Here is a 16870-nt window from a genome sequence, read left to right as displayed (position 1 = left end):
TGTGCGACCACGGTTGAAATTTAAGCAAAAAGCTCGCCAGAGAAGACAATCGGTGACAATTTTTTTGCAGCGGCATCGCAGCCGGGCGGAAAACGTGCGATGTGGCCTCCCTGCACCTGATAAACATAGCCAGCCTTTTGCCGCCTACCAGCACCGTGATGGTGCAGAATGCGGTCGTTCACAGATTCTTCATCATGATGAGAGGTTTATCCGCTATGCTCTGGTCAAATCGGTCCAACTTGCTGAAGGAGAATCTATGAATACGCAACGGAACGGATTGACCACCGAACAGGCGCTGGATCAACTGGAGCGTCTGTATGACGACGCGGTTGAAGCGCTGCGCAACGCCATTCGCACGTTCACTGCCAGCGGCACACTGCCGGACGCCGGACTGCGCCAGCAGGGGCTGTTTGTCTATCCGGAGCTGCGCATCACCTGGCAGGGTGAAGGCCCGCAGCAAAATCGCACCCGCGCCTGGGGACGTTTTACCCACACCGGCCGCTACAGCACCACCATCACGCGCCCGGCGCTGCTGCGTCACTATCTCAGCGAACAGCTGCAGATGATCGAAAAAGAGTACGACGTGCTGATTGAGGTGGGTCCGTCACAGCAGGAAATCCCTTATCCCTATGTGATTGATGGCTCCGACCTGTCGCTGGACCGCTCCATGAGCGCCAGTATTGCGCGCCATTTCCCGACGACCGAGCTGTCGCAGATTGGCGATGAAACCGCTGATGGCCTGTTCAATGCCGACGCGCTGTTCCCGCTGTCGCATTTCGACGCGCTGCGCACCGATTTCTCCCTGGCGCGCCTGCGTCACTACACCGGCACCGCGGTAGAACACTTCCAGCCGTTTGTGCTGTTCACCAACTACACGCGCTACGTCGATGAGTTTGTGCGCTGGGCGATTGAGCAGGTGCAGGACCCCAGCACGCCGTACGACAGTCTCGCCTGCGCCGGCGATGTGGTGATCACGGCGGAAACGCAGGACCCAACGGCGATGATGTCGGATCTGGCGTGGAAGAAGCATCAGATGCCCGCCTGGCATTTAACCTCGCCCAATCGTCGCGGCATCACGCTGGTGAACATTGGCGTCGGTCCGTCGAACGCCAAAACCATCTGCGACCACCTCGCGGTGGTGCGTCCACATGCGTGGCTGATGATTGGTCACTGCGGTGGCCTGCGTGAAAGCCAGAGCATCGGCGATTACGTGCTGGCACACGCCTATCTGCGTGACGACCACGTGCTGGACAGCGTATTACCGCCGGATATCCCGATCCCGAGCATTGCGGAGGTGCAGCGTGCCCTGTACGACGCCACCAAAGCAGTCAGCGGTATGCCCGGCGAAGAGGTGAAGCAGCGCCTGCGCACCGGTACGGTTGTCACCACGGACGACCGCAACTGGGAGCTGCGCTACTCCGCATCTGCGTTACGCTTCAACCTGAGCCGCGCGGTGGCGGTGGATATGGAGAGCGCCACCATTGCCGCACAGGGCTATCGTTTCCGCGTACCGTACGGCACCCTGCTGTGCGTCTCGGATAAACCGCTGCACGGTGAAATCAAGCTGCCCGGCCAGGCCAACCGTTTCTATGAGGGCGCGATCTCGGAACATCTGCAGATTGGCATCTGCGCCGTTGAGCTGCTGCGCGCCGAGGGTGACAAACTGCACTCCAGGAAACTACGCACCTTCAACGAACCGCCCTTCCGCTAAATCCGCTGCTCCGGCCCATGGACGGGCCGGATTACTGCTGGCAACCTTAAATTTTCAGCACCGCCACTTTTACAAACCATGCCAGTACGGCGAGGAGAGCCGGCAACATGAGGGTCCAGATCAGTCTGTCATTTAACCGTTCGAACTTTTTATCGATACGCTTCTCCACCTGACCGATCTCATTCATCAGTTGATTGCACATCAGCCCCTGTTCGGTACGCACGCGTTCCACGTCCGCTCTGGTGGCAAAATTTTCAAAACGCGCGGTCAGGACCGCGACATCCTGCTGTAACAGCCGGGTGGTGTTCGCCAGCTGTTCCACGTGTTGGGTTAATCGTACCATTAGCGGTGCTCCCTGATTTCTTAACGCCAGAAGGCGAGGCGGCAACCGATGCGGCAGCGTGCAAACGGGATAATCCATTATCTTGTCCTTCTTCAGCAACCTTGTGTCATCGCCTCACTCCACCGCTATTTAAGCAGAGCGGCAGCGATTAAACATTCCACGATCCCGCCACTGCAGGCAAAAAATTTGCGCATGGCAGAATTTACGGAGAGACAGTAAACAACAGGCCTGAAAGAGAAAAGTGGGGACGGGCAGGAATTGCGAGACATCACGCAAACAATCCTTGCGCAAATGTAACAACTTACACGGAAGCCCGGGCGGGCTTCCGTAACACAGCATCAGGCACTCAGCCAGCCGAGTTTAATCACAAACAGAATCGACAGAATCACCAGCGCCGCATTGACCTCTTTGGTGCGGCCACTCAGCAGTTTCACCACCGTCCAGGTAATAAAACCAAAGGCGATACCGTTGGCGATCGAGTATGTCAGCGGCATGGTCAGCGCGGTCACGGTGACCGGTGCCGCCGTGGTGACATCTTTCCAGTCAATTTCTGCCAGACCGGAAGCCATCAGCACCGCAACGAACAGCAGCGCTGGCGCCGTGGCGTAGACCGGCACGCTACCCGCCAGTGGCGAGAAGAACAGGCTGAGCAGGAACAGAATGGCGACCACAATCGCCGTCAGACCGGTACGGCCGCCGGCGCTGACGCCCGCAGCGGACTCCACATAGCTGGTGGTGGTTGAGGTACCCAGCAGTGAACCGAACAGTGCAGCGGCGCTATCGGCGATCAGCGCACGGCCCATTTTCGGCACGTTGCCCTGCTCATCGGCCAGACCGGCGCGTTTCGTCACGCCCAGCAGCGTGCCGGTGTTATCAAACACGTCGACAAACAGGAACGCAAAGATCACGCTCACCAGGCCAACGTTGAACGCGCCGGCGATATCCAGCTGCATAAAGGTCGGCGCAATCGACGGCGGCGCAGAGAACACGCCCGCGAACGGCGTCAGGCCAATGCCCATCGAGATAAAGGTAACAACCAGAATGCCGATCAGTACGGCTCCGGTGACGCGACGCGCTTCCAGCACCACAATGATAAAGAAGCCAAGCAGCGCCAGCAGCGGACCCGGTTTAGTCAGGTCGCCCAGACCGACCAGCGTAGCCGGGTTATCCACCACGATGCCCGCTCCTTCCAGCGCAATCAGTGCGAGGAACAGGCCAATGCCTGCCGCAATCCCGGCACGCAGCGGCAGCGGAATGCTGGCGATAATCCATTCGCGAATTTTAAAAATCGACAGTGCAAAGAAGATCACCGCCGAGAGGAACACCGCACCCAGCGCGATCTGCCAGGTGTAGCCCATATGCAGCACCACGGTGTAGGTGAAGAAGGCGTTCAGGCCCATGCCCGGTGCCAGCGCGATCGGATAGTTAGCGATCAGGCCCATCAGAATCGAACCGATGGCTGCAGCCAGACAGGTGGCGACAAACACCGAGCCTTTATCCATACCGGTCGCCCCGAGGATGCTGGGGTTCACAAACAGGATGTAGGCCATTGCCAGAAAGGTCGTGATACCGGCAATGATTTCGGTGCGCACCGTGGTGTGGTGAGCTTTTAACTTAAAAAGTTTTTCTAACATCATCATCTCTCATCAGCGGAGACGGCCCGCAGGCCTGCTCTCTCTTGCCAAGGCGTTTTCCCGCTATTCCGCGCGTGGTGGCTAAGCTGACGCGGAAAAAGTGAGGAAAATTATTTTTTTATGCCGGCGTTTTGCCACCGCTGGCAGCAGAACGTCGTGTGCTATCCCCTGTCCACATAGCAATTGCTATGCCACTCCCTGACGCAATCGTTTCCGTTTCAGCGTGCCGTTGCGGCTAAGAAAATTCTGAACCAGAACGAGGCGCGATTATGGTGCATTGCACCACCTGCGCGCAAACGTTTTCCCGCCGTGCGCAGCCGGGGGTGAAATATTGCGGTAACGCACGCTTTCACACTCTGCCAGGCGATGGCGCTCACGTTTCTGCTGCGCGTTTCAGCAGCTTAAAAACGCCGGGTTACACTGCGTTTAACCCTTTCGCAACAAAAGAGGCAGTGCAATGAAGCCCGCGATTCTGGTCGTTGATGATGATCGTGCCATCTGCGAATTGCTGCACGATGTGCTGAGCGAACATGTGTTTACCGTTTATAGCTGTCATCAGGGGCGCGACGCCCTGGCGCTGCTGGCGCAGCATCCGGAAATCTCCCTGGTGATGCTGGATATGATGCTGCCCGATACCAACGGCCTGCTGGTATTACAGCAGATGCAGCGTCAGCGCCCTGAGCTGCTGGTGATCATGCTGACCGGCATGGGATCGGAAGCCGATATGGTGGTTGGGCTGGAAATGGGCGCCGACGACTATATCGCCAAACCCTTTAATCCCCGCGTGGTGGTGGCGCGGGCCCGTGCGGCGCTGCGGCGCTGCGGGCGACTGGCGCAGCCGGAAACGGTGATTGATGAGGGCTGGCAGTTTAATGGCTGGCGGCTGGATGATGTGCGTTGTCAGCTGTTCAATCCGCAGCGTGAAAGCGTACCGCTCACCCAGGGCGAATACAGCCTGCTGCGCGCGCTGGTCGGCCACGCGCGTAAGGTTCTGACGCGCGACCAACTGCTTGAGCTGACCCACAGCGAGAGCCTCGACGTGTTCGATCGCACCATTGATGTGCTGATCATGCGCCTCAGACGCAAAATCGAGGCTAATCCGCATCAGCCGATCCTGATCCGCACCATTCGCGGACTGGGCTATGTTTTTTCCGCCGATGTGATGCGCCCGTCCGCCGCGGCGCGCGAAACGCAAATCGCCTGATCCATCCAGCGCTGCATCTCGCTCAGTGGCCGGATGCCGTCCAGCGCGTTGGCCGCATGCAGATTAAAGCTGGCGCAGGTATGGGCCAGCTTTAACGTCTGCTGCAGGCTGTAGTTTTGATGGCTGGCGTACAGCACGCCGGCGCAGAAGGCATCGCCCGCCCCGACGCTGCCGACAATCTCCTCTGCCGCTAAGCACCAGGCGGGCTGCCACAGGCCGTCGCCCGCTGGCTGCTGGCCCCAGGCGCCTTCCGGTGCATGAATTACCACGCGCTGGCGCACACCCTGCGCCAGCAGCCAGCGTGCCGCAGCAGCAAACGCCGCCGGTGACGCCAGCGTGCCACTGCTGCGCAGCTCGATGCCGGTGAGCGCCTGCGCTTCCAGTTCGTTAATCACCAGATAATCGAGCCAGCGTAGCGCCGGCTTCACCAGCGTCTGATACTCGCCGGCGCGCGAAACCAGATCGAGCGAAGTGAGATAGCCGCGCTGCTGCATCTCCGCCAGCAGCCGGGCGCTGCGGGTACCGTACTGCGCATCGGGCTGGTCGAGCTTATCCAGTAACAGCAGATAGCCGAGGTGGAAGATGCGGTGCGCGGTGGCGAGGTGAGCGAAGTGCGCCACATCGAGCTGCGCATTGGCCCCGCGCGCGTGAAAAAAAGTGCGCTGACCGTCCGGCGCGGTCATCACCTGCGTCATCGCCGTGGCTGCCGCACCGGTGCGCTGTACGTGCTGACGGTCAACATGATGCTCATCCAGCAGTTGCAGCAGGTAATCGCCGTCGCTGTCCTCGCCCAGCATCCCCACGGCGGCCAGCGGCAGACCGACCTGCATGCGCGCCAGGGTAAACAGCACATTCAGCGCCGCACCGCCGCTGCATTTCTCGCTGTGGCTAATCTCCGCCAGCCAGCCCTGTTCTGGCCAGTGGCTGATGCGCTGCACGTGATCCACCAGCATGTTACCCGCCGCCAGAATGCCGTTGCGTGCTGCCATGTCAGGCCCTCCCGGCGCTGCCAAACACCTGCATCTGCTGGGCCACAACGCTGGCGATATCGCGTTCAACCGCCATTAACAGTTCGGCGAACGAGTCGTAGCGCGCGTCGCGCTGGGTGATTTGCGTTTCAATCGCCCCGAGCGCCGCCTGCGACATACCGGTGTAGAAGTTGATTTTGTGGATGCCGAGGCTGATGGCGCGGCGGAAATCGGCGTCGCTGATGCCGGAACCACCGTGCAGCACCAGCGGAATGCCGGCCGCTGCGCGAATCGCCGCCAGACGGTCAAAATCAAGCTTTGGCTCGCCTTTGTATTTGCCGTGGGCGTTGCCGATGGCCACGGCGAGGCAGTCGATGCCGGTTGCCTGGACAAATTCCGCCGCCAGCGCCGGGTCGGTGAATTTATTGCTGTCCGCTTCGCCAAACAGCGCGCCACCCTCATCGCCGCCCACGGCGCCCAGCTCGGCCTCGACCGAAATGCCCAGCGCGTGGCACATCTTCACCACTTCCCGCGTCTGGCGAATGTTCTCGTCATAGCTCAGGGTTGAACCATCGAACATTACCGAGGTGAAGCCGAGGCGAATCGCCTGCATCACCGCATCAAAATGCAGGCCGTGATCGAGGTTGAGCACCACCGGGATGGCGTGCAGCGCCGCTTCGGCACGGATAGCGGCGATCTGCGGTTCCAGGCTGACGTATTTAAAATGCACCTCGGCAATGTTGATGATAAACGGCGAACGCTGCTGTTCCGCCGCATGGAACAGCGCGCGCAGAAAGTGGGTGTCGAGAACGTTGAACGCGCCGAGCGCGTAACCGTGCTGCTGCGCATGGGCGAGGCCCTGCGCCAGAGAGATCAGTGCCATGGAACACTCCTGTTATGCCAGCCAGCGGTGATATTCGTTACACAGCAGCCAGCGCGGCGCTTCATCCTCATCAATCGGATTAAAGCGCGCCAGCGGGGTAAGAAAGACGTTGTCGTGCTCATCGTCATTGGGCATGGAGACTTCGCCCACCAGCACATCGCCGTAGCCGGTTTCGCCCCAGAAGCTGTGCCAGACACCGGGCAGTAACGTGACGCTTTCACCGGGTGACAGCCGCAGTTGGGAACCGGCGGCATGAGTCTGGCAGATGCCATCCAGCGTGACCTGTACCGGCGTATCCGCCAGCCGATCGCCGTCGCGATTGTGTAGCGTGACAATCAGGTTGCCACCGCCGCGGTTGATAATGTCCTCCATTTTTTGCGGATGATAATGCATCGGCGTCACCTGCCCTTCGCGCACGTGCATGATCTTCTCCGCATACGGTTTGCTCCACGGCTGTCCGCCGCGTGAACCGTTGCGCAGGGTAAACAGCGTCAGGCCGGTCTGGCTGAAATCATCGGCACCAAAACTGGTGACATCCCAGCCGAGGTGCAGCGCCAGCAGTTCGGCAGCGGCTGAGGTATCCAGCGCGCGCCACTGGCTGAGACCGTAATCGGCCCACGGCGGCAGATGCACATCCTGCCGCAGAAAGAATTCGCGGGTCAGTTGCAAAATCGCGTTAACTTCGGAACGTTGCATAGCTGCGTCTCCGGCGGGCGTGGCGGCGCGCAGTGTGCACCGCGACGCCCGTGTGGCTTATTTCACCGTCCAGCCTTTGTAGCTGCTGACATTGTTACGATCGATCAGCGTTACCGGAATCAGCACCGGCTTATCCGGCGCTGGCTTGCCCTGCAGGATGTCATAGCCAATCTCAACCGCTTTGGCCGCCATCACCTGCGGATCCTGGGCTGGTGTCGCGACAAACAGCGAGCCTTTGCGCTTCAGCGCCTCTTCACCGTCTGGCGATCCATCGACGCCGACGATAAAGAACTCGTTACGCTGCGCCTGTTTCGCCGCCAGATCGGCACCGATAGCGGTAGGATCGTTGATAGCGAATACGGCATCAATCTTCGGATTGGCCGACAGCAGGCCGGTCATCACTTCCAGTCCGCCTTCGCGACTGCCTTTGGCGTTCTGGTTGTAAGAGAGCAATTTGATATCCGGGTGGGTTTTCAGCTCATTCATGCAGCCTTCCACGCGGTTCTGCACCGCTGATACCGGTGGTCCGTTGATGATGACCACGTTGCCTTTGGCTTTCAGGCGGTCGGAGATGTATTTACAGGCCATGGCCCCGGCCTGGGTGTTGTCAGAGGTGATGGTGGCATTGGCACCGTCCGCGGCCACGTCTACCGCCACCACCACGATGCCGGCATCACGCGCGCGCTTCACCGCTGGCGCGATGCCTTTGGAGTCGGCGGCGTTGAGGATGATCATGTCCACTTTAGCGGCAATGAAGTTGTCAATCTGCGCTACCTGCTGGCCAAGATCGTAGCCGCTGGAGACCAGCGTCACGTTGACCTTATCGCCCGCCAGCTGACGCGCCTTGAGCTCCGCCCCTTTGGTGATCTGGACGAAGAACGGGTTAGCCAGATCGCCCACCGTCACGCCGATGGATTTCAGTTCTTTGGCCTGCACAAATGGCGCACTGAACAGCGTCGCGGCCAGCAGTCCGGTGATAATCGGATTAAAACGCATAGTCGATGTTCTCCTGCTTTTTTGGTTTTATGCCCTGATTGCCTTTGCCTTTGCCCTCACCCTAACCCTCTCCCGCGTGCGGGAGAGGGAACCGTTCTGCATAGTTTTCAGGTGAAGCTCTCGTTTTCCAGATCTTCGCTCCGGGCTGCCCCCTCTCCCGCGAGCGAGAGAGGGAACCGTTCTGCGTGGTGTTCAGGTGAAGCACTTGTTTTCTAAATCTTCCCTCCGGACAGCCCCCTCTCCCGCAAGCGGGAGAGGGTTGGGGTGAGGGCCAAAGCCAGCGCCCGCCCCTCACCCCACGTGATGCCGCGTACGGTACTTATCGATCAGCACCGCAATGATGATCACCCCGCCCTTAATCACCAGCTGCCAGAAGTACGACACGCCCATCAGCGTCATGCCGTTGTTCAGCGTGGCGATAATCAGCGCGCCAATCAGCGTGCCGGTAATGGTGCCAATGCCGCCGACAAAGCTGGTCCCGCCCAGAATCACCGCGGCGATCGCGTCCAGCTCATAGCCCACGCCGAGGTTGCCGTTAGCGCTGTACAAACGCGATGCGCTCATCAGGCCACCCAGCCCGGACAGCAGGCCGCTCATGGCGTAGACGAACACCAGTACCGCGCCGACTTTAATACCGGTCAGGCGCGCTGCCTGCATGTTGCCGCCCACCGCATAGATATGCACGCCAAGCGTGGTGCGGCGCAAAATAAACCAGCACAGCGCAATCACCGCAAAGGCAATGATAATCAGCCACGGGATCGGGCCGAGATAACCGTTGCCTATCCACTCAAAGTTGATATCCGAGTTAATCACCGTGGTGCCGTTAGCCAGCAGATAGGCCGCCCCGCGCAGCGCGGTATAGGTGCCCAGCGTGACGATAAACGGCGGCAGGCCCGCCCAGGCGACCAGAATGCCGTTGAACAGCCCCATGATCAGCCCGGCTCCGAGCGCGGCGGGGATGGTCAGCCCGGCAAACGCCGGATCGAGCGACACCACCATCGCCACCACCGCCGTGGTGCCCAGCATTGAGCCAACCGACAGGTCAATACCGCCGGTGAGAATGACAAACGTCATGCCCGCCGCCAGCACAATGTTGATGGAGGCCTGACGCGTGATATTCAGCAGGTTAGCTTCGGTAAAAAAGTTCGGGGCGACAAAGCCAAATACCGCCACGATCAGGATCAGAATCGGCAAGATACCCACGGTTTGCAGCAGGTCACTCATCAACGCACGTTTTAGCGTTGGACTTTTTACGCGTGCGGTTTCACTGGTCATTCCCGTCTCCTCAGGCCTGGACCGGCTGCGCGCCGGTGGCCAGTGTCATTATGTTTTCCTGGCTAATCTGCTCGCCGCTCAGCTCGCCGGCGATGGTGCCTTCGCGCATCACGTACACCCGGTCGCTCATGCCCACCACTTCCGGCAGCTCGCTGGAGATCATCAAAATCGCCACGCCCTGCTGCGCCATCTGGTTCATCATGCGGTAGATTTCACTCTTGGCGCCGACATCTACGCCGCGCGTCGGCTCATCCAGAATCAGGATGCGCGGCGCTATCGATACCCAGCGCGAAATCAGCAGCTTCTGCTGGTTGCCGCCGGATAAACCGCCAGCGCGCACCTGGGCGTGCGGCACGCGGATATTCAGCGATTGAATCGCCTCGCTGGCGATTTTCTGCCCTTTGCGCCGGTTAAGCAGGCCGTAGCTGGCATCACGCTCAAGTGTGGCCATCACGATGTTTTCCTGCGCCGCCAGTTCCAGAAACAGCCCCTGCTCTTTGCGGTTTTCGGTCAGGAAACCGATGCCGCGCGCAATGGCGTCTCGCGGCGAGTGAATCTGCACTTTTTCCCCGTCGATCCAGATTTCCCCGCCGGCTGGCTGATGCACGCCAAAAATCAGCTGCGCCAGCTCGCTGCGGCCGGCGCCGACCAGCCCGGCCAGCCCGACAATCTCCCCGGCACGGACCGCCAGGCTGCTGGGATGCACTTTGCGGTTGTCGGTCAGATGATTTACCGCCAGGCGGATTTCGCCGAAGGTAATGGCGCGGTCTTTGTTGAACAGATCGCTGAGCGGACGGCCAACCATCATGCGCACCAGTTCGCTGGCGTTCAGCTGTTCGCGCGTCAGGCTGCCAACGTACTGGCCGTCGCGCAGCACGCTGACGCGATCGGAGAGTTCATACACTTCTGCCATGCGGTGGCTGATGTAGATGATCGCCATGCCTTCGCTGCGCAGGCGTTTGATCAGCGCAAACAGCTGTTCGGTTTCGCGATTCGAGAGCGCTGCGGTGGGTTCGTCCATCACCAGGATGCGGCTGTTGCGATGCAGCGCGCGGGCAATTTCCACCTGCTGCTGCTCGGCGATGCTCAGGCGGCTCACCAGATCGGTGGCGCTGAACTGCGCGCCAAGGCGGTTAATCACCTGCTGCGCTTCTTCCGCCATCTGGCGACGCTTCACCAGCCCGCCACGGGAAATCTCACTGCCGAGAAAGATGTTTTCCGCCACCGTCAGATTCGGTGCCAGGTTGATTTCCTGATAAATCAGGGTGATCCCTGCCGCCAGCGCCTCTTTCGGGCCCCTGATGGCGTAGGGTTGACCATCGATAAGAATTTCCCCGCTGCTGGCGGTATACGCGCCGGCCAGAATCTTCATTAAGGTACTTTTACCGGCACCGTTTTCGCCCATCAGCGCGTGCACTTCACCCGGCCAGACCGTCAGGTCGACGCCTTTCAGCGCATAGAAGCTGCCGAAGCGCCGGGTAATTGCCCGCATTTCTAATATCGGTGTCGCCGCCATCTTCAGGCTCCTGCTGCCAGTGGATAGCCGCGAGTTAAGCAACGCCAGATAAATGGAAAATGTCAGACGCCGTTCATATTTGTCATATTGCGCTCCGGCCGCGCTTCTATACTCGCCGGAGTTGAGCGGTGAGGAGCGGCAGCAATGAGTCACAGTCTGCACTGGCACGCCGGCGCGCGCGGGCGCCTGCTGATGTTTAACCTGCTGGTGGTGAGCGTTACGCTGGCGGTGAGCCTGGTGGCTATTTTCGGTTTTCGCCACGCCGGTCACATTCAGGAGCAGGCACAGGCGCAAACGCTGGCCGACATGAACGGCAGCCTGGCGCTGGCGCGGGATACCGCTAACGTCGCTATCGCCGCGGTGCGGCTGGCGCAGGTGGTGGGCGCGCTCGAATACCAGAGCGAATCGGCGCGTCTGCAGCAGACCCAGCAGGCGCTGCAGCAGTCGCTGAGTCAGCTGGCCAGCGCGCCGCTGGCCGCACAGCAGCCGGCGCTGCTGGCACGCATCCGCGAGCGCAGCCAGATGCTGGAGCAAAGCATCAGCCAGCTGCTGCTGGAGGGGCATCAGCGCCATTTACAGCGTAACGTGATGCTCAGCGGCCTGTGGCAGGCGCAGTTGCTGCTCAACCGTATCGACCTGCTGGCCAGCGACGGCGCGTTTCTGCCGCTGCGCCAGCAGACGGCCGCGCTGTTAACCGTGGCAATTCAGTCCGCCACGCCGCAGGCCGCAGTGCAACAGCTGAACAGCGTGCTGCCGATCTGGTCTGCGCTGCCGCTGCAGGGCGTGCTGGCGATGCAGCGCGCGCGGCTGGTCAGCACCAGCCAGCAGCTGCTGCCGGTGGCCGGTCAGCTGGAGCAGAGTGACATCGCCATCGCCTACGCCACGTATCGCATCAAGGCGCTGGTGGCGATGCTCAACGAAGACATCACCCACTACGTTCAGCTGGTAGCGCAGCAGAGCGATGCGCGCAGCGCCACCGCCCATCAGGAACTGGATTCAATCATCGGTTTCATCGGTCTGTTTATGTTACTGGCGCTGCTGATTACCGGTTACGCCGGTTACTACATCTACCGCAATCTCGGTTCCAGCCTTACCGCCATCGCGCACGCCATGACGCGGCTGGCGCAGGGGGAGAAAAGCGTCAGCGTGCCCGGCCTGGCACGGCGCGATGAGCTGGGCGATCTGGCGCGCGCCTTTAACGTGTTCGCCCGCAACACCGCTTCGCTGGCGCACACCTCGCAGCTACTAAAAGAGAAAAGTAACCAGCTGGAATCGACCTTCCTCGCCATGCGCGACGGCTTCGCGCTGTTTGATAACAGCGGTCAGCTGGTGGTGTGGAATGCGCAGTACGCCGAACTGCTGGGCTTCGCGCCGCGCGAGCTGCATCGCGGCATGCACTATCAGCGTTTGCTCGATCGCGTCGATGTGCAGCTCAGCAGCCTGCACGACGCGCAGGAAGTCAGGTTGCCGGATGGCCGCACGCTGGAACTGCGCTTCAGCCCGGTGCCGCGGCGCGGCATGGTCAACACGGTGCTGGAGCGCACCTCGCGTAAGGCGCTGGAAGCGGCGCTGCTGCACAGCCAGAAGATGAAAGCGGTCGGTCAGCTGACCGGCGGCCTGGCGCACGATTTCAATAATTTGCTGGCGGTGATCATCGGCAGCCTGGCGCTGACCGTCGATCAGCTGCCGCCCGGCACGCTGGCCAGCCGCATTGAGCGCGCGCGGCTGGCCGCCGATCGCGCCGCTCAGCTGACGCAGCGCCTGCTGGCCTTCTCACGCAAACAGGCACTTTATCCGCGTGCCGTTGCAGTGGTGGAACTGGTGGAAAATCTGCAGTCGCTGCTGCAGCACTCCCTGCTGCCCGGCCAGCATCTGGTGGTGGATGCGCAGCGCCCCGGCTGGCCGGCGTGGATTGATGCCGGCCAGCTGGAGAACGCCCTGATGAATCTGGTAGTGAACGCGCGCGATGCCATGGAGCGCCAGAGCGGCGAGATCCGCCTGCGCATCTGGAATCAGCGGATTCAGGAGGCCGATGGCAAGCGCGACCGCGTCACCATTGAAGTGATTGACCACGGCTGCGGCATGTCCGCCGAGGTGCGGGAACAGGTGTTTGAACCCTTCTTTACCACCAAAGCCACCGGCAGCGGCAGCGGGCTGGGGCTGTCGATGGTGTACGGATTTGTGCGCCAGTCCGGCGGACAGATCGAACTGGAGACCGCGCCGGGCCAGGGCACCACGGTGCGTCTGCTGCTGCCGCGCGCGCCGGAAGCCGCGCAACCGCTGGTGAGCGCGCCGGTGCTGACGCCGCGTGCCAGCCGCGATCGCCTGATACTGGTGCTGGATGACGAGCCGGCGGTGCGCCAGACGCTGTGCGAACATCTGCATCAGCTGGGTTATCTGACGCTGGAGTGTGCTGACGGCGAGAGTGCGCTGACGCTGCTGCGCCAGACGCCGGATATCGATCTGCTGATCAGTGATCTGATGCTGCCGGGCGCCCTGAACGGTGCGGATGTGATTCGTCAGGCGCAGCAGCAGTGGCCACAACTGGCCACCCTGCTGATCAGCGGTCAGGATCTGCGCCAGACGCCGGTGACGCTGCCGCTGTGTGAACGGCTGGCGAAACCCTGGCAGCAGGCGCAGCTGGTGCAGGCACTGGAGCGCGCCTGGCAGCGCAGCGAACGGCTCAGTCGCGCGCGGCAGGCTGCCACAGCGGCACCCCTTTCCCGGTGATGTAGCGTTTACGCAGCCGGCTGGAGATGGCGTCCATCACCATCACCACCACCACCAGAATCACGGTCAGGAACATCACCACATCCCAGTTCCACAGGCGCATGTTTTCGGCGTAGACCAGCCCGACGCCACCGGCGCCGACAAAGCCCAGCACCGCCGCCGAGCGGGTGTTGGACTCAATCTGATACAGACTCAGCGCGAGAAAGGTGGGAAACGATTGGGTAAAAATGCCGTAACGGTGTTTTTGCAGGCTGTTGGCCCCCACTGCGCTCAGGCCGCGACTGGGTGAGCGTTCAACCGCTTCATGCCCTTCGGCATACAGCTTGCCCAGCAGGCCGATGTCCTGCATCACAATCGCCAGCACCCCGGCCAGCGGCCCCATGCCTACCGCCCGCACGAAGATCAATCCCCAGATGGCCATGTCGATGCCGCGCAGCACATCCAGCAGCCGGCGCACCAGCAGCGATATCGGCCGCATCAGCGGATCGTGCATCACATTGCGCGCCGCCAGAAAGGAGACCGGTAGCGCGATGACGGTGGCGGTGAGCGTGCCGGCAAACACGATAGCCAGCGTGATGCCGACCTGCGAGAAATAGTAGCCAAACGGCCAGTTGACGAAATCCTGCCAGACGAACATGCGCAGGAAATAGCTTCCGAGCTGCTGGCAGCCGATGACAAAGCGCTGCCAGTCGATGCCGAACACGCTGAAGAAGAACAGATAGTAGAGCACCAGCGCCAGCGCAATCAGCGCGATGCGCCGCAGATAACGGTTTTGCGCGGCAAACAGTGCAGCGTGCTGCTGTTTCAGTTTCGCCACGTCGGGCGCTAAGGCGATCATTTTACGTCTCCTTCTACCACACGGCGGCGCAGCCAGCCGGATAGCGTATCCAGCAGCGACACCACCACGATGATCAGCAGCAGCGTCATGCTGACCTGATCGTAGCGATCCAGTTTGATGTTGGTCATCAGCTCCTGACCGATGCCACCCGCGCCCACCAGCCCGAGGATGGTGGAGGAGCGGAAGTTAATTTCCAGCCGCATAAAGCTGTAGGAGAGAAAGGTCGGTTTCACCTGCGGCCAGAAGGCGAAGCGCATACGCTGCAGCTTGCTGGCACCACAGGCGGCGAGACCGCGCACCGGTTTATCGGAGGCACTCTCAATCGATTCGTAGAACAGTTTGGTCAGACTGCCGATGGTGTGCAGCGCCAGCGCCAGAAAGCCGGGGATAGCGCCGATGCCGAACGCCATCACGAACATTACCGCCCACGCCAGCTCCGGCATGGTACGCAGGAAGGCAACAAAGGCGCGAATCGCCATGCGCAGGCTGCGCGGCGTCTGGGTGTTATCAGCGGCGAAAAACGCCAGCACGGCGGCGATCAGCACTGCAATCAGGGTGGAGGACAGCGCCAGCTGCAGGGTTTCCCAGATCAGCGGCAGCTGAAAGTGCAGGCGGTAGCCCCAGTAAGCCAGCGAACCTTCGGTTTTGACGTCCGCGAACAGCAGCGGCAGGTGCAGCACCGGCAGCGTTTCGCCGATGTAGTCAAAAAAGTGTGGCAGCGATTGCCAGACCGTGACCAGGTTGAATTCCGCCACGTTGCCGGCCGCGAGATAAAGCGCCACCAGCAGCAGCGACCACAGCAGCGTGTCGCGCTTTTGCTGGCGGCGAATACGTTGGTAGTAGTGTTCGAAATCGGTCAAGGGAGAGATCCTTTGTTGATGGCGAGGGATTGCCCTCACCCTAACCCTCTCCCGCCAGCGGGAGAGGGAATTGTCCAGCAGTATGATGCAGGCCCGTACCCCATCATCTCCCGCCAGCGGCGAGGAAATTGTCCGGTAAACAATGCCGGCTCGTGCGGCCCCCTCTCCTGCCAGCGGCGAGGGAATTGTCCGGTAGCTCGTGCGGCCCCCTCTTCCCCCGGGAGAGGGCTGGGGTGAGGGAAAAACCGCACGAAGCCACCCGCTCGTTACCCGCGTGCACCCTTCATCAGGTCGCGCTTCATATCGATGATATTCTGGTAATCCGCGACGCTGGCGGCGCCGATGTGCTGGGCACCGCCCACCGCTTTAACAAAGCAGCTGTGATCTTCTTTATCCAACTTCTTGATAGCGGCCACCACTTTCGCTTTGAAGTCAGCGGGCAGGTTATTACTCACCAGAATCGGGCCGTTAGGAATCAGCGGCGACTGCCAGATGATGCGGATCTGCTTCATCAGATCCGGGTGATCCATACGAATCAGACGACCAAAGGCCCCCGAGGTGTAGCCACTGTTGTAATCGCCAATCAGCGACGTCCAGGTCACCGCGCCGTCGAACTGGCCGTTCAGCACGCCGAGGATGTCCTGCTCGTGGCCACCGGAAAACGTCACGCTGGAGAAAGTGTTGTTGTACTTATCATCCACCGTACCGCCAAACTCTTTCTTAAAGGCCTGATTCGGCATCAGGAAGCCGGAGGTGGAATCCGGATCGGCCATGCCAAACGATTTACCTTTCAGATCTTCCAGCTTCTTATACGGGCTGTCGGCTTTGACGATCACCACCGAGTGGTAACCTTTCGAGCCATCTTTGTCGTCCACCACGATACCGACGATATCCACGGCCTTCGGGTTTTGCAGATAGACCGAGGCGTAAGACGCTGGCGACATGCTCAGCACCATATCGATCTTATTGCCCAGCAGCCCCTGAATCACGCCGGCATAGTCAGACGAGTTGCGCAGCTGCGTATCCACGCCCAGCTCTTTGTCGAAGAAGGTTTTCACACACTGGTTATCGCCAATCTGCTGGGTGGCGTTCTGCCCGCCCAGAATTCCCAGGTTCAGCTGTTTCGGTGCATCCGCTGCGTTAACGCCAAAAGCCATCAGAGCGCCTGTCAGTAAAGCTAAAGCAGTCAGTTTCATTGTGAGATTTTCTCTTGCCG

Annotated in this window: 15 protein-coding genes; 3 read left to right on the top strand and 12 right to left on the bottom strand. The window is 60.7% G+C overall.

Annotation, left to right across the window (positions count from 1 at the left end; all coding sequences use genetic code 11):
* Positions 1-20: 20 nt before the first annotated feature.
* A complete protein-coding gene (locus AC6I7J_RS07585; protein ID WP_498007066.1) occupies positions 21-182 on the bottom strand; it encodes a hypothetical protein in 162 nt (53 codons plus the stop codon).
* Positions 183-256: 74 nt separating this feature from the next.
* Between AC6I7J_RS07585 and AC6I7J_RS07580 the strand changes: the two genes are divergently transcribed.
* On the top strand, positions 257-1711 hold the full coding sequence (locus AC6I7J_RS07580) for an AMP nucleosidase (RefSeq protein WP_021509819.1): 1455 nt from the start codon (positions 257-259) through the stop codon (positions 1709-1711).
* A gap of 46 nt (positions 1712-1757) precedes the next feature.
* Here the strand turns inward: AC6I7J_RS07580 and AC6I7J_RS07575 are convergent, their stop codons facing one another.
* On the bottom strand, positions 1758-2054 hold the full coding sequence (locus tag AC6I7J_RS07575) for a hypothetical protein (protein ID WP_150361631.1): 297 nt from the start codon (positions 2052-2054) through the stop codon (positions 1758-1760).
* A 338-nt stretch (positions 2055-2392) separates the two neighbouring features.
* On the bottom strand, positions 2393-3691 hold the full coding sequence (locus AC6I7J_RS07570) for an NCS2 family permease (protein WP_021509817.1): 1299 nt from the start codon (positions 3689-3691) through the stop codon (positions 2393-2395).
* Between the two features lie 454 nt (positions 3692-4145).
* Between AC6I7J_RS07570 and AC6I7J_RS07565 the strand changes: the two genes are divergently transcribed.
* A complete protein-coding gene (locus tag AC6I7J_RS07565; RefSeq protein WP_021509816.1) occupies positions 4146-4892 on the top strand; it encodes a response regulator in 747 nt (248 codons plus the stop codon).
* On the opposite strand, the gene AC6I7J_RS07560 is transcribed toward AC6I7J_RS07565, so the two are convergent.
* The 6 genes from AC6I7J_RS07560 to AC6I7J_RS07535 all read right to left on the bottom strand — a co-directional run bounded on the left by AC6I7J_RS07560 (position 4829) and on the right by AC6I7J_RS07535 (position 11226).
* Entirely contained in the window at positions 4829-5881 is a 1053-nt protein-coding gene (locus AC6I7J_RS07560) for a carbohydrate kinase family protein (protein WP_021509815.1), read from the bottom strand. The two genes, AC6I7J_RS07565 and AC6I7J_RS07560, sit on opposite strands and share 64 nt — an antisense overlap.
* A 1-nt stretch (position 5882) precedes the next feature.
* Entirely contained in the window at positions 5883-6743 is an 861-nt protein-coding gene (locus AC6I7J_RS07555) for a ketose 1,6-bisphosphate aldolase (RefSeq protein ID WP_498007065.1), read from the bottom strand.
* 12 nt (positions 6744-6755) lie between these two features.
* A complete protein-coding gene (locus tag AC6I7J_RS07550; protein ID WP_498007064.1) occupies positions 6756-7439 on the bottom strand; it encodes a D-lyxose/D-mannose isomerase in 684 nt (227 codons plus the stop codon).
* 57 nt (positions 7440-7496) lie between these two features.
* Positions 7497-8435 (bottom strand): ABC transporter substrate-binding protein, encoded by a 939-nt coding sequence (locus tag AC6I7J_RS07545; protein ID WP_021509812.1) that lies wholly within the window; start codon positions 8433-8435, stop codon positions 7497-7499.
* Positions 8436-8726: 291 nt separating this feature from the next.
* Entirely contained in the window at positions 8727-9710 is a 984-nt protein-coding gene (locus AC6I7J_RS07540) for an ABC transporter permease subunit (protein ID WP_021509811.1), read from the bottom strand.
* Positions 9711-9720: 10 nt separating this feature from the next.
* Complete coding sequence (locus tag AC6I7J_RS07535) at positions 9721-11226, bottom strand: sugar ABC transporter ATP-binding protein (RefSeq protein ID WP_059012350.1); 1506 nt, start codon at positions 11224-11226, stop codon at positions 9721-9723.
* 144 nt (positions 11227-11370) lie between these two features.
* Between AC6I7J_RS07535 and AC6I7J_RS07530 the strand changes: the two genes are divergently transcribed.
* Positions 11371-13956 carry an ATP-binding protein gene (locus AC6I7J_RS07530; RefSeq protein ID WP_058757356.1) on the top strand — a complete coding sequence of 862 codons (2586 nt, stop codon included), beginning with the start codon at positions 11371-11373 and terminating at the stop codon, positions 13954-13956.
* Here the strand turns inward: AC6I7J_RS07530 and phnE (AC6I7J_RS07525) are convergent.
* The 3 genes from phnE (AC6I7J_RS07525) to phnD all read right to left on the bottom strand — a co-directional run bounded on the left by phnE (AC6I7J_RS07525) (position 13910) and on the right by phnD (position 16850).
* Positions 13910-14794, bottom strand: a complete 885-nt coding sequence (gene phnE / locus AC6I7J_RS07525; protein WP_498007063.1) for a phosphonate ABC transporter, permease protein PhnE — start codon at positions 14792-14794, stop codon at positions 13910-13912. The two genes, AC6I7J_RS07530 and phnE (AC6I7J_RS07525), sit on opposite strands and share 47 nt — an antisense overlap.
* Positions 14791-15654, bottom strand: coding sequence for a phosphonate ABC transporter, permease protein PhnE (gene phnE, locus AC6I7J_RS07520; protein WP_058782066.1), 864 nt, complete (start codon positions 15652-15654; stop codon positions 14791-14793). Before phnE (AC6I7J_RS07520) ends, phnE (AC6I7J_RS07525) begins: the two co-directional genes overlap by 4 nt.
* Positions 15655-15920: 266 nt before the next feature.
* Complete coding sequence (gene phnD / locus AC6I7J_RS07515; protein ID WP_031280167.1) at positions 15921-16850, bottom strand: phosphonate ABC transporter substrate-binding protein; 930 nt, start codon at positions 16848-16850, stop codon at positions 15921-15923.
* Positions 16851-16870: the final 20 nt, after the last annotated feature.

The sequence above is a fragment of the Type-C symbiont of Plautia stali genome (assembly GCF_059730935.1).
This window is presented reverse-complemented; position numbering and strand designations above follow the sequence as displayed.

Excerpts from the sequence above, each read along its gene's own strand:
- phnD (WP_031280167.1), bottom strand. The coding sequence starts at position 16,850 with ATGAAACTGACTGCTTTAGCTTTACTGACAGGCGCTCTGATGGCTTTT.
- AC6I7J_RS07580 (WP_021509819.1), top strand. The coding sequence starts at position 257 with ATGAATACGCAACGGAACGGATTGACCACCGAACAGGCGCTGGATCAA.
- AC6I7J_RS07550 (WP_498007064.1), bottom strand. The coding sequence starts at position 7,439 with ATGCAACGTTCCGAAGTTAACGCGATTTTGCAACTGACCCGCGAATTC.
- AC6I7J_RS07575 (WP_150361631.1), bottom strand. The coding sequence starts at position 2,054 with ATGGTACGATTAACCCAACACGTGGAACAGCTGGCGAACACCACCCGG.
- AC6I7J_RS07555 (WP_498007065.1), bottom strand. The coding sequence starts at position 6,743 with ATGGCACTGATCTCTCTGGCGCAGGGCCTCGCCCATGCGCAGCAGCAC.
- AC6I7J_RS07570 (WP_021509817.1), bottom strand. The coding sequence starts at position 3,691 with ATGATGTTAGAAAAACTTTTTAAGTTAAAAGCTCACCACACCACGGTG.
- phnE (WP_498007063.1), bottom strand. The coding sequence starts at position 14,794 with ATGATCGCCTTAGCGCCCGACGTGGCGAAACTGAAACAGCAGCACGCT.
- AC6I7J_RS07565 (WP_021509816.1), top strand. The coding sequence starts at position 4,146 with ATGAAGCCCGCGATTCTGGTCGTTGATGATGATCGTGCCATCTGCGAA.
- AC6I7J_RS07540 (WP_021509811.1), bottom strand. The coding sequence starts at position 9,710 with ATGACCAGTGAAACCGCACGCGTAAAAAGTCCAACGCTAAAACGTGCG.
- AC6I7J_RS07530 (WP_058757356.1), top strand. The coding sequence starts at position 11,371 with ATGAGTCACAGTCTGCACTGGCACGCCGGCGCGCGCGGGCGCCTGCTG.
- AC6I7J_RS07535 (WP_059012350.1), bottom strand. The coding sequence starts at position 11,226 with ATGGCGGCGACACCGATATTAGAAATGCGGGCAATTACCCGGCGCTTC.
- AC6I7J_RS07560 (WP_021509815.1), bottom strand. The coding sequence starts at position 5,881 with ATGGCAGCACGCAACGGCATTCTGGCGGCGGGTAACATGCTGGTGGAT.
- AC6I7J_RS07545 (WP_021509812.1), bottom strand. The coding sequence starts at position 8,435 with ATGCGTTTTAATCCGATTATCACCGGACTGCTGGCCGCGACGCTGTTC.